The sequence below is a fragment of the Rhizobium sp. CFBP 8752 genome (assembly GCF_014842035.1).
In the GTDB taxonomy this organism is placed as follows: domain Bacteria; phylum Pseudomonadota; class Alphaproteobacteria; order Rhizobiales; family Rhizobiaceae; genus Neorhizobium; species Neorhizobium soli.
Genome location: NZ_JACYUZ010000003.1, coordinates 455,693 through 471,111 on the forward strand (window position 1 = coordinate 455,693; position 15,419 = coordinate 471,111).

Here is a 15,419-nt window from a genome sequence, read left to right on the forward strand (position 1 = left end):
TGGAGCCAGAGAGTTAATCCATGAGCACTTTCGAATTCCTTCTTCAGGGTCTGGCCTCTGCCGCAGAGCCGATGAACCTGTTTTACGCGCTCGTCGGCGTAACGCTCGGCACGATGGTCGGCGTGCTGCCCGGCATCGGCCCGGCAACCACCGTCGCGCTGCTTCTGCCCGTTACCTACCAGCTGGATGCGACCGGCTCGCTGATCATGTTTGCCGGCATCTATTACGGCGGCATGTACGGGGGATCGACGACCTCGATCCTTCTCAACACGCCAGGCGAAAGCGCCTCGATCGTGACCGCGCTCGAGGGCAACAAGATGGCCCGCGCAGGACGCGGGGGGCCAGCGCTTGCAACAGCTGCGATCGGTTCCTTCGTTGCCGGCCTGATCGCCACGCTCGCGCTCGCCTTCGTTGCACCCTATATCGTCAAGCTGGCGCTGGTGTTCGGTCCGCGCGAATATTTCGCGCTGATGGTTCTCGCCTTCGTCACAGTCTCCTCGGCTTTCGGAAACTCGACGCTGCGTGGCCTGACATCTCTGTTCATCGGCCTTGCTTTGTCGCTTGTCGGCATCGATCAGCTGACCGGCCAGAACCGCCTCTCCTTCGGCGTACCTGACCTTCTCGACGGCATCGAGGTCACGACCATGGCGGTTGCCATGTTTGCGATCGGCGAGACGCTGTTTATCGCAGCCCAGGGTGCCCAGGCTCCCGACAAGGTGGAAGCGATCAAGGGCTCCGTCTGGATGACCGCCCAGGACTGGGCGCGCTCTTGGAAAGCCTGGTTGCGCGGGACCGTCATTGGCTTCCCGATCGGCGCAATGCCGGCCGGTGGTGCAGAAATCGGCACCTTCCTCTCCTATGCGACCGAAAAGCGTCTTTCCAAGCATCCTGAAGAGTTCGGCAATGGTGCGATCGAAGGTGTTGCCGGTCCGGAAGCTGCCAACAACGCATCCGCCGCCGGTACGCTCGTGCCGCTTCTGACGCTTGGTCTTCCGACGTCGGCGACCGCTGCCATTATGCTGGCCGGCTTCCAGCAATACGGCCTGCAGCCGGGCCCACTGCTTTTTGTCACTAACCCGCAGCTGGTCTGGGGACTGATTGCTTCGCTTCTCATCGCCAACCTGATGCTGCTGGTGTTGAACCTGCCGCTGGTCGGTCTGTGGGTGAAGCTGCTGACGATCCCGAAGCCTTGGCTCTATGCCGGCATTCTCGTGTTTGCGACGCTTGGCACGATTGGCGCCAATCCGTCGGTGTTCGAGCTTGGCATGCTGCTCGTCTTCGGTCTCGTCGCCTACATCATGCGCGTGTTCGACTATCCGATCGCGCCCGTGATCGTCGGCCTGATCCTTGGCCCGCTCGCCGAGCAGCAGTTGCGCCGTGCCTTGTCGATCAGCCAGGGCGACGTGACGGTGCTGTTCACCTCGCCGATCGCCGCAGGCCTGCTGCTCGTGGCAGCGGCTGCCCTGATCGTACCGCTGGTGCTGCGCATGCGCGGACGCGGCAACGTGCTGAACCAGATGGCAGCCAGCGAAGACTGAGGACCTCAGCCTTCCCCCAACGAAACAAGCCCGGTCTTCCGAAAGGAGGCCGGGCTTTCTGTTTTGAAGGGAGTGTTGTGTCAGTGCCCGAACACGGACCAGCCGGTTTCATCCGCCAGCATTTCGAGCGCCAGCGAACCGACCAGCGAATTGCCGTTCTGATTGAGACCTGGAGACCAGACGGCCATCGATGCGCGTCCCGGCGCCACGGCCATGATGCCGCCGCCGACACCACTCTTGCCAGGAAGTCCGACCCGATAAGCGAACTCGCCGGAGCCGTCATAGTGGCCGCAGGTCAGCATGAGGGCGTTGATGCGCCGTGCCCGCTGGCTTGAGACCACGGTGTGCCCGGTCATCGGGTTGCGGCCATTGGCGGCGAGGAATAGACCGGCCCGCGCCAGCTGGGTGCAGGTCATGGAGATGGCGCAGTGGTGGAAATAGACGCCGAGCACATGCTCGACCGGATGCGAGAGCTTGTTGAAAGAGCGCATGAAATTGGCAAGCGCAATATTTCGGTAGCCGGTCGCTTCCTCGGATTTCGCAACCGACGGGTCGATCGCGATCGTTTCGTCATCCGCGAGATAGCGGACGAAGCGCAGGATCTCCCCGATCGCCTCGCGCGGCGTATGGCCAGCAAGAACGAGATCGCTGACGGCAATCGCGCCGGCATTGATGAAGGGGTTGCGGGGCTTTCCGGCCTCCTGTTCGAGCTGGACAATGGAGTTGAAGGGAGAGCCCGACGGCTCCCGACCGACCCGGTTCCAGGTGGTTTCGCCATGCTTGCCGAGTGCGAGCGTCAGCGTGAAAACCTTCGACACGCTCTGGATCGAGAAAGGTTCGGCACAATCTCCGGCGCTATGGACCTTGCCGTCGACCGTGACGACCGCCATGCCAAACTTGCGTGGATCGACATGGGCAAGCTGGGGAATGTAGTCGGCCACTTTTCCCTCGCCCAGCCGGCTCTGCAGCTTGGCGTGGATCCGATCGACGATGGCCTGCAGATCGTCCGTCATTGCTCACACTCCGAGATATCGATCCTGCAACCCTGGTGTCAGATCGGCTGGGGCGCCGATCCAGACGCTTCTGCCGTTTTCGAGGATGACGCACCGGTCGGCAACCGGCAAGAGCTCGGACAGCGTCTTGTCGACCAGGAGAATGGACAGGCCCTTCGTCTTCAACTGGCGCAACGCCTTCCAGATATCCTGGCGGATGACAGGTGCAAGCCCCTCCGTCGCCTCGTCGAGGATCAGCAGGCGCGGATTGGTCATCAGCGCGCGCCCGATCGCCAGCATCTGCTGCTCGCCGCCCGAAAGCGACCTCGCCATCTGTGCATGCCGTTCCTCAAGACGGGGAAACAGGGCGTTGATCTCTGAGACGGTCCATTCGCCGGGTCGGGCCGCGGCGACCAGGTTTTCGTGAACGGTGAGATTCGGGAAACAGCGGCGCCCCTCGGGGACAAGCCCGACACCGAGCCGCGCCACCTTGTAGGGCGCCAGCTTCCCGGTGTCCTTACCATCGAAGAGGATGCGGCCGGTTTTCGGGGCTAAAAGATTGCAGATCGACTTGATGGTCGTGGATTTGCCCATGCCGTTGCGGCCCATGAGTGCCACGACCTCGCCTTCCGCCACCGAAAACTCGACACCGAACAGCGCCTGGCTGCTGCCGTAGTAGGTCGCGATATCCTGGACATCGAGCAGCATCAGGCGTGATCTCCCAGATACGCGGTGCGGACCGCCGGATCGCGCCTTATATCCTCGACGGTGCCGGTTGCGATGATGCGGCCGTAGACCAGAACCGAAATCCGGTCGGCCAGCGCGAAGACGGCATCCATATCGTGTTCCACGAGCAGGATCGGCGCTTCCTGGCGCAGCGTATCGAGAAAGCCTGTGAGCCTTTTCGAACCTTCCGGTCCCATCCCTGCCATCGGCTCGTCGAGAAGCAGGGCCTTCGATTGCAGGGCCAGCGCCATGGCGATCTCCAGCTGGCGGCGCTCGCCGTGGGAAAGCTCGGCCGCCGGCAGGCGTGCCCGGTCGGACAGACCCACGCGCTCGAGGATCGCCATCGCAGGATCGATCAGCGATCTGTCGCGCATGACAGGTCGGAAGAAACCGAAACTCGACCCCTGCCTCGCCTGAACCGCCAGCATGACATTACGCAGCGCTGAAAACTCCGGCGCCAGCGACGACACCTGAAACGTGCGACCGAGCCCCCGTCGGGCGCGAGCGGCAGCACTCAGTGCGCCGATGTCTTCACCCGCGAGGCGGATCGTGCCGCTATCCTGCTTGAGCGTGCCGCAGATCTGGTGAATCAGGGTCGATTTTCCGGCACCGTTCGGGCCGATAAGTGCGTGGATTTCGCCGGGCTTCAGGTCGAGCGTGATGCCGTCGGTGGCACGAAGTGCTCCGAAACTCTTAACGAGATTGTCTGTCTGGAGAACCGGCTCAACCATGTTTCGTCTTTCCGGCAAGCAGGCCCAGCAATCCGCCGCGGGCAAAGAGCACCACGCCGAGAAGGATGAGACCGAGGAAGAACTGCCAGCGTTCGGTTAGGCCACCCAGCGCGAACTCGAACGCCACATAAAGCGCTGCACCGGCGAGCGGCCCGAAAAGCCTGCCGGTGCCGCCGAGAATGATCAGCACAATCAGTTCGCCAGACATGTGCCAGGCAAGCATGGACGGGCTGACGAAGCGGTTGAGATCTGCGTAGAGCGCGCCGGCAAGGGCCGTGATCATGGCCGAGATGACGAAACCTGCGAGCCGGATACGGTAGTGGTCAATGCCGAGGGCGGCGACGCGGATCTCGTTCTGGCGCGTGGCAACCAGCGCCGCACCGAAACGCGACGCACGGATCAGTGCGAAAAGGCCGATGCCGGCCAGAAGCACTGCATAAGCGACAAAGAAGAAATTCAGCGGGCGCATCGTGTTCGTGCCCGGAAACTGGTTGCGCACCGCGATCGAAAGCCCGTCCTCGCCACCGTAAGCCGGCCAGGATATCGCAAAATAATAGACCATCTGCGCGAAGGCGAGCGTGATCATTATGAAATAGACGCCCGAGGTCCTGAGGCTGAGCGCCCCGATGGCGAGCGCCACCACACCGGCTGCGATGACCGCGACAAGCCAGATAATCGGCATCTGCGCCGTGCCCGAGAGATCGAACAGAAGCGGTTCGCCTGATAGCGCGTGGCTTGCAAGAATGCCGGCCGCATAGCCTCCGATGCCGAAAAAGGCTGCGTGGCCGAACGACACCATGCCGCCGAGGCCGAGCGCAAGATTGAGGCCGAGCGCTGCCAGCGCCAGAATGGCGATCCGGGTCGCAAGGGTTATGTAGAACGGCTGGCCGAGCGCACTCGCGGCCAGGGGCACGGCGAGCAGCAGGACGGCCAGCGTGAGATTGACTGCGTTTTCGCGGGTCAGCACCATCGTTGAACGGCCTTCATGCATGTGCTGGCGGAAACAGGCCGCGAGGTTTTACCGACAGGATCACGGCCATGACCACATAGATCAGCATGGATGCCGCAGCGCCGCCGATCATGCCCGCCTGGGACGGATCCATGAACAGGGTCAGCAGTTGCGGCAAAAGAAGCCGGCCGAGCGTATCGGTGATACCGACAAGCAGCGCGCCAATGAGCGCACCCTTGATCGACCCGATGCCGCCGATGACGATCACCACGAAGGCGAGGATGAGGACCGGTTCGCCCATGCCGACCTGGACCGATTGCAGCGGGCCGACGATTGCGCCGGCAAGCCCGGCCAGAGCCGAGCCCAGTGCAAAGACCAGCGTATAGAGCGTGCGGATATCGACGCCGAGCGCGCCGATCATCTCGCGGTCGCTTTCGCCGGCCCGGATGCGCATGCCGAGCCGGGTCTTGCCTATCAGCAGGTAAAGGCCGAGCGCCACCAAGGCACCGACGGCGATGATCGCCAGGCGGTAGACGGGATAGGTTGCATCGCCCGGCAGAGCGACCGCGCCCTGCAGCAACGGCGGAATATCGAGATAAAGCGGGAAGGAGCCGAACAGCCAGCGGGTGCCCTCGGAAAAGATCAGGATCAGCGCGAATGTCGCCAGAACCTGATCGAGATGGTCACGGTCATAGAGCCTGCGGATGACCACGAGCTCGACGATGGCACCGGCTGCCGCCGCACAGGCAAGGCTGGCGACAAGGCCGAGCCAGAACGACCCAGTCCAGGCGGCAACGGCCGCGCAGGCGAAGGCGCCGACCATATAGAGCGAGCCATGGGCGAGATTGATCAGGCCCATGACGCCGAAGATCAGCGTCAGCCCGGCAGACATGAGAAACAACATGACGCCGAGCTGGATGCCGTTCAGCAGCTGCTCGAGAGCAAGCGAGATAGTCACATGCTTCCCTTAGATCTTGCAGTCTTTGGCGTAGGCGTCGCCATGATCGGCAAAGATCTTCTCGACCGTCTTGTTGGTCAGAACGCCGTCCTTCTTCACCACTTCCGTCAGGTAGATATCCTGGATCGGATGCTGGTTGGTGTTGAACTTGAACTTTCCACGCGGCGACTTGATATCGGCTTTGAGAAGTTCGGCGCGGAAGGCCTCGGTATCCTTGACGTCTGCCTTGGCAGCGGCCGACGCGATCAGCTGACCGGCATCATAGGCCTGAAGCGCATAGATGGACGGCAGGCGATTGTATTCGGCCTTGAAGTCGGCGACGAATTTGCGGCTGACGTCGGTATCGAAATCCGGAGCCCACTGTCCGGACGCCTTGGCGCCGAGCGCCGCATCGCCGATCGCCGGCAGGACGTCCTGGCTGAAGGAGAAGCCCGGGCCCATGACGGGGATCTTCACGCCCGACTGGGCAAACTGCTTCATGAAGGAAATGCCCATGCCGCCCGGCAGGAAGACGAAGATGCCGTCGGCACCCGACGCACGCATCTGGGCGATTTCGGCAGCGTAATCGGTCTGGCCAACCTTGGTATAGACTTCGCCCGCAAGCTCGCCCTTGTAATAGCGCTTGAAGCCCGTCAGCGAATCCTTGCCGGCCGGATAGTTCGGCGCCAGGATGAACATCTTCTTGTAGGACTTGTTGGCATATTCGCCGACAGCTTCGTGAAGATTGTCGTTCTGATAGGCAGCGTTGAAATAGAGCTTGTTGCAGCCGGCACCGGCGAGCGCTGCGGGTGCTGCATTGGTCGAGACGTAGAACTTGTCCTGCGCGACCGCACCTGGGACGACGGCCATCAACAGGTTCGACCAGACGATGCCGGTAAGCAGGTCGACATTGTCGCTCTGAATCATCTTGTCGGCGATCTGGACGGCAAGTTCCGGCTTCTGCGCATCATCTTCGGTGACGACGGTGATATCCTTGTTGCCGGACTGCTTGATCGCCAGCATGAAGCCGTCGCGCGTATCGACACCGAGGCCTGCACCGCCGCCGGATAGCGTAGTGATCATGCCGATCTTGAGCGGCTCGGCGATGGCCAGACCGGATGCGCCGAGGCCGAGTGCCATCGTGGCGGCTGCCAGGATTTTCTTCATCGTCATTCTCCCCTTTTTTTATCCCCTGCTCCGCCAATCCGTCGATGGCGGTGAACCCGTTACCTTCCACATTCGCCGGGAAACTTCCACCGCGTGCAAGCGCAAAAAGCATCACAAAGCAAACTATGCCAACGAGGCGATGTCTGCGGAGACAAACGCAGGCTTTCCAGCGACACCGGGGGCGGGTTATGACGCTAGCCGGATCAATCATGGGACAATCACATGCGCCACGGGATCATCGACTGGGACGACGCCTATGCCAATGGCCCGAACATTCCAAAGGGTGAACAATGGCCCGCCGCATGGGTGGAGCCGGCAAGACTGTACCGCGAAACGCTCGCGGCCGACGGCCGTGCGAAGCTCGGAATTGCCTATGGCGACAAGCCGCGCAACCGGTTCGATCTTTTCCTTCCCGCCGGAAAGCCGGAAGGCCTTGTCGTCTATGTCCATGGCGGCTTCTGGATCGCGCTCGACAACAGCTACTGGTCGCATTTTGCCCATGGCGCGCTGGAAAGCGGATATGCGGTGGCACTCCCCGCCTATACGCTTGCGCCGGAAAACCGGATCGCTGAAATCACCCGCGAGATCGGCCAGGCCATCACGGCCGCAGCAGATCTGGTGGACGGGCCGATACGGCTTGCCGGGCATTCGGTGGGCGGGCATCTGGTGACGCGGATGATCACCACCACGTCGCCACTCGCAGAGACCGTCCGAGACCGCATCGTCAACACGGTGTCGATCTCAGGCGTGCATGACCTTCGCCCGATCATGAAGACGAAGATGAACGAGAAGCAGCGGATCGATCCTGACGAGGCGCAGCGCGAAAGCCCGGCCTTGCTGGAACCCCTGCCGAACACGCGCCTCACCTGCTGGGTGGGCGGCAACGAACGCTCGGAATTCCTTCGCCAGAACGCGCTGCTCGCCAATATCTGGAAGGGTCTGGGGGCCGAGACCGAAGCCGTCGAGGAGCCGGACAAAAACCATTTCACGGTTCTGGACGGGCTATCCGATCCTAACCATCCGCTGACGAGGGCGCTTCTGTCCTAGCGTTTCGTCGCTAGAGAGACGCGGCGCCGCGGGCGGCCTGATCGTAATGGCCGGACAGGGCGCGAAGGCGGGCTGCGACATCCGACAAGGAGTCTGCGGACACTTCGGTTGCCAAAACGGATTTGACGAGCAGGCTTTCACGCATCGCCTTGTAGCGGGCACAGGCGGCAGCGCCCGCTTCCGTCACCATGACCAGCTTTTCCTTGCCGCGCCGGCCGGACTTGATCAGCTTCAGCCGTTCCAGCTTTTTGAGAGCGTAGGTCACGACGTGGGTGTCTTCGATATTGAGGACGAGCGCGATATCGGCCAGCGTCTTCGGTTTGTTGCGGCTGTTGACGTTGTGGAGGACGAGAATGTCGACGGTCGAAAGGTCGGGCACTCCGGATGCCGCCATGCAGCGCACCATCCAGCGGCTGAACGCATGATTGAGCATGGTGAGGCCGAACTCGATTTCGGACAGAGCCGGCAGCGCGCCGCTTGCCAGGTGCTCCGAAGAAACGATCGGGCCAACAGTGTCTATCGGTTCGGACATGAGCTTCTCCGGAATGAGAGGGCGCCGCGGCACGATTGCCACGGCGCTTCCGAAATCACATCTTCTTGTAGGCGTCCAGAATGGCGGCGCCATCTGCGCCGGCTTTCTTGGACCAATCCTCGGTCAGCTTGGCGCCGATTGCGGAAAGGCCGGTCTTCAGTTCGGCGCTTGGTTCCAGAACCTGCATGCCGTTCTTCTTCAGCGTTTCCATGTAGGACGCCGTCTTTTCGGCGGCCATCGACCAGCCGCGGGTTTCTGCAGCGGCCGCGGCATCCGTCACGGCTTTCTGCGTGGCCGCGTCGAGGGCTTCGAACGCAGCCTTGTTGACGAAGATGACGTTCTTCGGGATCCACGCCTGGGTATCGTAATAGTGGGTCAGCGATTCCCAGATCTTGCTGTCAACGCCCGTGGCGCTGGAGGTCATCAGGCCATCGACCACACTGGTTGCCAGAGCCTGCGGCAGTTCGGCAGCCTGGACGGTGACAGGCTGCGCGCCGACCAGTTCTGCAATACGCGATGTGCCGACATTATACGCGCGCCACTTCAAACCCTTCAGGTCGGCGACGCTGTTGACGTCCTTCTTGGTGAAGAGGCCCTGTGGCGGCCATGGCGTCGTGTAGAGGAGCTTCAGACCCTGCTTATCGAGCGCCTGTTCGATAGCGGGCTTCGAGGCCGTGTAAAGCTTCTTGGACTGTTCGAAGCTGGTGGCCAGGAACGGCACGACGTCGATCCCGAAGACCGGGTTTTCGTTTTCGTGCAGCGAGAGCAGCACTTCGCCCGCCTGCGCCTGGCCGGTCTGGACCGCGCGCTTGATATCGGGGGCCTTGAAGAGGGAGGCATTCGGATGAACGGTGATCTTCAGCTCACCCTTCGTGGCCGCATCGATGTCCTTGGCGAACTGGTTGAGGTTCTCGACATGGTAGTTGGTCGGCGGATAGGCAGACGGCAGGACCCAGTTGGCTGCGAAAGACGATGCCGTGGACGCGAGGAGCGCGGCTGCGGCGATGCCGAGGCGGGCGAGTTTTCCAGTGACCTTCATTTTCAGTTCCCTCTTTGTGATTAACCCGGGAATGCCATTTTCGGCAGAACCATCACGATTTCCGGGAAAACCGTAATGATGGCGACGGTCGCCACAAGCAGGAAAAAGAATGGCAGCGAGGCTTTTGCCACCGTCAGGCTATCGCGGCCGCTCATCGTTTGCAGGACGAAGAGATTGAAGCCGACCGGCGGAGAGACCTCCGCCATCTCGACGATCAGCACCAGGAAGATGCCGAACCAGACGAGGTCGAAGCCGGCCTGCTGGATCATCGGCAAAACGACAACCGTGGTGAGGACGATCATCGAAAGACCATCCAGTGCCGCACCGAGCAGAATATACATGATCGTCAGCACGGCGATCAAAGCGTAGGGGCTGAGGTTGAAGCTATCGACCCAGGCAGCCAGCGCGTTCGGAATGCCGGTATATCCCATGGCAATCGACATGAAGCCGGCACCCGTCAGGATCAGCATGATCATGCAGGTGAGACGTGTCGCACCCATGACGCTGTCCCAGAAGGACTTCCAGCTGAGCGTTTTCGACCAGGCGGCAATGGCGAGCGAGCCGGCCACACCCCAGGCCGCACATTCCGTCGCCGTGGCCCAACCGAGCAACAGCGTTGCGAAGACGAGGATGATCAGGAGGCTGACTGGGATGAGGTTGGCCGATTCCTTGAGTTTCTCTTTGAAGCTCATTTTCGGCGGCGCAGGCGGCTGCTTGTCGGGGTTGAGCAGCGACCAGACGACGATATAGCCGCAATAGAGGACCATCACGATCAGGCTCGGCAGGAAGCCGGCGAGAAAGATCTGGATGATCGAGACGTTGGCGGCGACCGCATAGACGACCATGGTGATCGACGGCGGAATGAGAATGCCGAGCGTGCCGGCACCGGCCAGCGAGCCGAGACTGACCATTTCGTCGTAGCCGCGCTTCTTCAATTCCGGCAGTGCGATTTTGGCAATCATTGCCGTGGTTGCAGCCGAGGAACCTGAGATCGAGCCGAACAGGCCGCATCCGAGAACGTTGACATGCATGAGCCTGCCCGGGAGCCAGCCAAGCCAGGGTGCCAAACCCCGGAACATCTCTTCGGACAGCTTTGTCCTGAACAGGATTTCGCCCATCCAGACAAACAGCGGCAGCGCCGCCAGCGACCAGGACGCGCCGTTGCTCCAGGAGTTGGTGGCCAGCACCGCGCCAAACGGGATGCCCGGCACGAAAAGCATGGCAATCAGGCCGCAGATGAGCAGCGAGAAGCCGATCCAGACTCCGGCGGCCAGAAGCGCCAGCAGCGCGACGAGGACGACGCCGGCGATTTCAACGAGTTCAATCGTTCCCATGCGTCAGGCCCCGCTCTGCATTGCGCGTTCAATTACTTCTTCGGCCGTTTCCGCAGGCGGCTTTTCATAGCGGGGTGCCCCGCCGAAAAGCACATGCAGAAGCTCGTCCGTCATGGCGACAGCGAGGATGATTAGGCCGCCGGAAAAACCGATCTGGGGGATCCACAGCGGCATGGCGATGACGCCTTGGGCAAGATCGTTGAACCGCCACGAGGTGACGTTCATGTCGAAAGCGTACCAGGCGAAATAGAGGGCAGCGGCGGACCCAACCAGCAGGGCAAAAATCTCGACCATCTGGCGGGTACGGCCGGTGAACCTTTCCACCAGCAAGCCGACGCGGATCATTTCGCCGGAGCGGAATGTATGGGCGAGACCGAGGAAGGCAGACGCCGCCATTGCCCAGGATGCGAAATCGTCGCCTGCCGGAACGTCTATCCCAAGCGGGCGACCTGCGGAAAGCGCGAGCATGATGAGGAAGATCGCAATCAGGAAAAGCCCGGCCAGCCAGCCGGACACGAGGTACAAACCGTCCAACCCTTTGCGGAGCCATTCGGGGAAGATGCTGTGGCGTGGATCAACGGTGGACACGGTTTGCCCTCCGCACAAGAATGCGTAGATCGCTCATATGGCTTCCCCTCGGTTGCCTTTGCGGCGCGGCTCTTCTGGCCACTTTGCCTGTTATAAAGGCATGATGCCGTACTGGGCATTTTCCTGTCAATCGATCATTGACGTTTTATCGACGAAATGTTCTCGTGGCCTCAAATCGATCGTTACGGGGGCATAGCATGGCGCAGGACAAGTGGGATTTCTGGATCGACCGCGGCGGCACATTTACCGATATCGTTGGGCGCAAGCCGGATGGGACACTTGTGGCCCACAAGGTCCTTTCGGAAAATCCCGAAGCCTATCGCGATGCTGCCGTGCAGGGCATTCGCGAGTTGCTGCAGGTCGAAGCTGGGCAGCCGATACCCGCCGAACTGGTCGGCGCCGTAAAGATGGGAACGACCGTCGCTACCAACGCGCTGCTGGAGCGCAAGGGCGAGCGGACGCTTCTCGTCACCACACGCGGCTTCAAAGATGCGCTGGCGATCGGTTATCAGGCCCGAACCGACATCTTTGCCAAGAAGATCGTGAAGCCCGAACTGCTCTACACGGCGGTCGTGGAAGTCGACGAACGCGTGCGTGCCGACGGAGAAGTCGAGGCGGAGCCGGACGAGGCGACGGTGCGCGCGGACCTTCAGGCGCAGTTCGATGCGGGCTACCGTGCGATCGCTATCGTCTTCATGCATGCCTATCGTTATCCGGCTCATGAACAGCTCGTTGCAACGATCGCCCGCGAGATCGGCTTTGCTCAGGTCTCGGTCAGCCATGAGGTTTCGCCGCTGATCAAGCTGGTCGGCCGCGGCGATACGACCGTGGTCGACGCCTATCTGTCGCCGATCCTGCGCCGCTACGTCGATCAGGTGGCGAGCGAGCTTGGCACGGATGCGGAGACTGCCGGTTCTGAGGGACCCCAGCTGATGTTCATGCAGTCTTCCGGGGGCCTTACCGCGGCACGACTGTTCCAGGGCAAGGACGCAATCCTGTCAGGCCCGGCCGGCGGCGTCGTTGGCGCGGTCGAAACCTCGCGACTTGCCGGGTTCGACAGAATGGTCGGCTTCGACATGGGCGGCACGTCCACCGATGTTTCGCACTATGACGGAGAGCTCGAACGTTCGTTCGAGACCGAAGTCGCTGGCGTGCGGATGCGCGCTCCGATGATGTCGATCCACACGGTCGCGGCCGGCGGGGGCTCTATCCTGCATTTCGAAAACGGTCGGTTCCGCGTCGGCCCGGATTCCGCCGGCGCCAATCCCGGCCCGAAAGCCTATCGCCGCGGCGGCCCGCTCACCGTCACCGATGCGAACGTGATGCTGGGCAAGCTTTCTCCGGAACTCTTCCCTAGGATTTTCGGGCCAAACCGCGACGAGCCGCTGGATGCGGTCGCCGTGCGGAAAGCCTTCGAGGAGATGGCGACGGTGGTCGGCGATGGCCGCACGCCGGAACAGGTGGCGGATGGTTTCCTTGCCATCGCGGTCGAGAACATGGCCAATGCCGTCAAGAAGATCAGCGTTCAGCGCGGTTACGACGTCACGCATTATGCGCTGACCTGCTTTGGTGGCGCCGGTGGTCAGCATGCCTGCCTGACGGCGGACGCGCTCGGGATCTCGACGGTCCTGATCCATCCGTTTTCCGGCATTCTGTCTGCCTACGGGATGGGTCTCGCCGATATCCGCGCTACCCGCCAGCGTACGGTCTCGCGGCCGCTTGCCGAAGCACTGGCATCGCTTGACCCGGTTCGCGACGAACTGTCGACAAGCGTGCTTGCGGAAATGGGCTCGCAGGGCGTGGATCGAGCGCAGACCGAGGTGCTGCACCGTGCCCACCTTCGCTATCAGGGCACGGATACGACCCTCTCGGTCGCGGTGACAGATACAGCCGAGATGACGGCCGCGTTCGAGACTGTCCACCGGAAGCAGTTCGGCTTTATCTTCGAGAACCGCGAGATCATCTTCGAGGCCTATGAGGTCGAGGCGATCGGCGGTGGTGCCGATGCATCGGAGCCCGAGTTTGCGCTGGACGAAGCAGCTCCAACGGCTGCGGAGCACACGCGGTTCTATTCCACCGGCGCATGGCGCGAGGCACCTGTCTATCGCCGCGCCGACATCAATCCCGGTGCGCGCGCGAGCGGTCCCTGCCTGATCGTCGAGCCGCACCAGACCATCGTGATCGAGGACGGCTGGGCTTTCGAAGTGACCCGGCTCAACCACGTCGTCCTGAAGCGTATCGTCGAGCTCTCACGTGCCAAGGCTGTCGGCACCCAGGCCGATCCCGTTCTGCTCGAGGTCTTCAACAACCTGTTCATGTCGATTGCCGAGCAGATGGGCGTGACGCTGCAGAACACGGCGTCCTCCGTCAACATCAAGGAACGGCTGGATTTCTCCTGCGCCGTGTTCGACGAGAACGGCGCGCTGGTCGCCAATGCGCCGCATATGCCAGTCCATCTCGGATCGATGGATCGCTCCGTCGAAAGCATCATTGCGCAGAACCGGGGCAAGATCCGTCCCGGCGACGTCTTCGCGTTGAACGCGCCCTACAATGGCGGAACGCATCTGCCCGATATTACCGTGGTGACACCGGTGTTCGATGACGCGGGTGAGAAAATCCTGTTCTACGTCGCGTCGCGCGGTCACCATGCCGATGTCGGCGGCACAGCGCCGGGATCGATGACGCCGCTGGCGACGACCGTCGACGAGGAAGGCGTGCTGTTCGACAACGTGCTTCTGGTCGACCGCGGCCGGTTCGACGAGGCGGGCATCACCAACCTCCTGTCCGACCATCCCTACCCGGCCCGCAACGTTGCACAGAACGTCGCGGACCTCAGGGCGCAGATCGCGGCCAACGAAAAGGGCGTTTACGAAATGCGTCGGATGATCGCGCAGTTCGGGCTCGATGTCGTGCAGGCCTATATGGGCCACGTCCAGGACAATGCGGAAGAAAGCGTCCGCCGCGTTCTGGAAAAGCTCGGTGATGCGGAGTTTTCCTACGCGACCGACCAGGGCAGCACGATCAAGGTCAAGATCACCATCGACAGGCAAAAGCGCGAGGCGACGGTCGATTTTACCGGCACCAGCGAGCAGAAAAAGAACAATTTCAACGCGCCCGAGCCTGTGACGCGCGCGGCGGTTCTTTACGTGTTCCGCGTGATGGTGGAGAGCTCGATCCCGATGAATGCTGGGTGCCTGAAGCCTATCCGCATCATCGTGCCTGATGGTTCGATGCTCAAGCCGCAATATCCGGCAGCGGTCGTTGCCGGAAATGTCGAGACGTCGCAGCACGTGACGAATGCTCTGTTCGGCGCGCTGGGTGCGATCGCAGCAAGCCAAGGCACGATGAACAACCTGACCTTCGGCAACGCCACCTACCAGTATTACGAGACGCTGTGCTCCGGTTCGCCGGCCGGCCGGTTCAACGACGGTAGCGGCTTTGCCGGCACCGACGCTGTCCATGTGCACATGACCAACTCGCGTCTCACCGATCCGGAAATCCTGGAGACGCGCTATCCGGTGCTGCTCGAAGATTTCCACATCCGCGACAATTCCGGCGGGCAGGGGCAGTTTGCGGCAGGCGACGGCACGAAGCGGACGATCCGGTTTCTCGAAACGATGGATTGCGCCATCCTCTCCTCGCATCGGACGCTCCACCCGCACGGCCTTGACGGCGGCGGAGAGGGAGAGCTTGGCATCACCACCGTGCGCAGGCTCGACGGCTCGATCGAGACACTTCCGGGCTGTGCCCAGACTGTGATCGAGGCGGGCGAAGCGGTGACCGTGACCACGCCGACGGCTGGGGGCTATGGCAAAACGGCGTAATCTGCCGTAACCGGA

13 protein-coding genes are annotated in these 15,419 nt (G+C 62.0%); 3 read left to right on the forward strand and 10 right to left on the reverse strand.

Annotated features, from left to right (window positions below):
* Positions 1–20: 20 nt before the first annotated feature.
* Complete coding sequence (locus IFT59_RS18250) at positions 21–1,538, forward strand: tripartite tricarboxylate transporter permease (protein WP_062454231.1); 1,518 nt, start codon at positions 21–23, stop codon at positions 1,536–1,538.
* 80 nt (positions 1,539–1,618) lie between these two features.
* Here IFT59_RS18250 and IFT59_RS18255 read toward each other — a convergent pair whose 3' ends face one another.
* Genes IFT59_RS18255 through IFT59_RS18280 form a run of 6 tightly spaced genes read right to left on the reverse strand, consistent with a single transcriptional unit; the run spans position 1,619 to position 7,040 of the window.
* Complete coding sequence (locus IFT59_RS18255; RefSeq protein WP_113165751.1) at positions 1,619–2,551, reverse strand: glutaminase; 933 nt, start codon at positions 2,549–2,551, stop codon at positions 1,619–1,621.
* A 3-nt stretch (positions 2,552–2,554) separates the two neighbouring features.
* Entirely contained in the window at positions 2,555–3,238 is a 684-nt protein-coding gene (locus tag IFT59_RS18260) for an ABC transporter ATP-binding protein (protein ID WP_446737843.1), read from the reverse strand.
* Complete coding sequence (locus IFT59_RS18265; protein WP_192078019.1) at positions 3,238–3,987, reverse strand: ABC transporter ATP-binding protein; 750 nt, start codon at positions 3,985–3,987, stop codon at positions 3,238–3,240. Before IFT59_RS18265 ends, IFT59_RS18260 begins: the two co-directional genes overlap by 1 nt.
* The gene (locus IFT59_RS18270; RefSeq protein WP_192087723.1) at positions 3,980–4,957 is read right to left on the reverse strand and encodes a branched-chain amino acid ABC transporter permease; all 978 of its coding nucleotides are present in this window, start codon (positions 4,955–4,957) and stop codon (positions 3,980–3,982) included. Before IFT59_RS18270 ends, IFT59_RS18265 begins: the two co-directional genes overlap by 8 nt.
* A gap of 13 nt (positions 4,958–4,970) precedes the next feature.
* Entirely contained in the window at positions 4,971–5,894 is a 924-nt protein-coding gene (locus IFT59_RS18275; RefSeq protein ID WP_192087724.1) for a branched-chain amino acid ABC transporter permease, read from the reverse strand.
* Positions 5,895–5,903: 9 nt separating this feature from the next.
* A complete protein-coding gene (locus IFT59_RS18280) occupies positions 5,904–7,040 on the reverse strand; it encodes an ABC transporter substrate-binding protein (protein WP_192087725.1) in 1,137 nt (378 codons plus the stop codon).
* 222 nt (positions 7,041–7,262) lie between these two features.
* Between IFT59_RS18280 and IFT59_RS18285 the strand changes: the two genes are divergently transcribed.
* Complete coding sequence (locus IFT59_RS18285) at positions 7,263–8,087, forward strand: alpha/beta hydrolase (RefSeq protein WP_192087726.1); 825 nt, start codon at positions 7,263–7,265, stop codon at positions 8,085–8,087.
* 10 nt (positions 8,088–8,097) lie between these two features.
* Here IFT59_RS18285 and IFT59_RS18290 read toward each other — a convergent pair whose 3' ends face one another.
* The 4 genes from IFT59_RS18290 to IFT59_RS18305 are packed head-to-tail and all read right to left on the reverse strand — an operon-like array spanning position 8,098 to position 11,580.
* Entirely contained in the window at positions 8,098–8,619 is a 522-nt protein-coding gene (locus IFT59_RS18290) for a winged helix DNA-binding protein (protein ID WP_062454239.1), read from the reverse strand.
* 55 nt (positions 8,620–8,674) lie between these two features.
* Positions 8,675–9,658 carry a TRAP transporter substrate-binding protein gene (locus IFT59_RS18295; protein WP_192087727.1) on the reverse strand — a complete coding sequence of 328 codons (984 nt, stop codon included), beginning with the start codon at positions 9,656–9,658 and terminating at the stop codon, positions 8,675–8,677.
* Between the two features lie 20 nt (positions 9,659–9,678).
* On the reverse strand, positions 9,679–10,992 hold the full coding sequence (locus IFT59_RS18300) for a TRAP transporter large permease (RefSeq protein ID WP_062454241.1): 1,314 nt from the start codon (positions 10,990–10,992) through the stop codon (positions 9,679–9,681).
* A gap of 3 nt (positions 10,993–10,995) precedes the next feature.
* The gene (locus tag IFT59_RS18305; protein ID WP_062454242.1) at positions 10,996–11,580 is read right to left on the reverse strand and encodes a TRAP transporter small permease; all 585 of its coding nucleotides are present in this window, start codon (positions 11,578–11,580) and stop codon (positions 10,996–10,998) included.
* Positions 11,581–11,777: 197 nt separating this feature from the next.
* Between IFT59_RS18305 and IFT59_RS18310 the strand changes: the two genes are divergently transcribed.
* The gene (locus IFT59_RS18310) at positions 11,778–15,404 is read left to right on the forward strand and encodes a hydantoinase B/oxoprolinase family protein (protein WP_192087728.1); all 3,627 of its coding nucleotides are present in this window, start codon (positions 11,778–11,780) and stop codon (positions 15,402–15,404) included.
* The last annotated feature ends 15 nt before the right edge of the window (positions 15,405–15,419 follow it).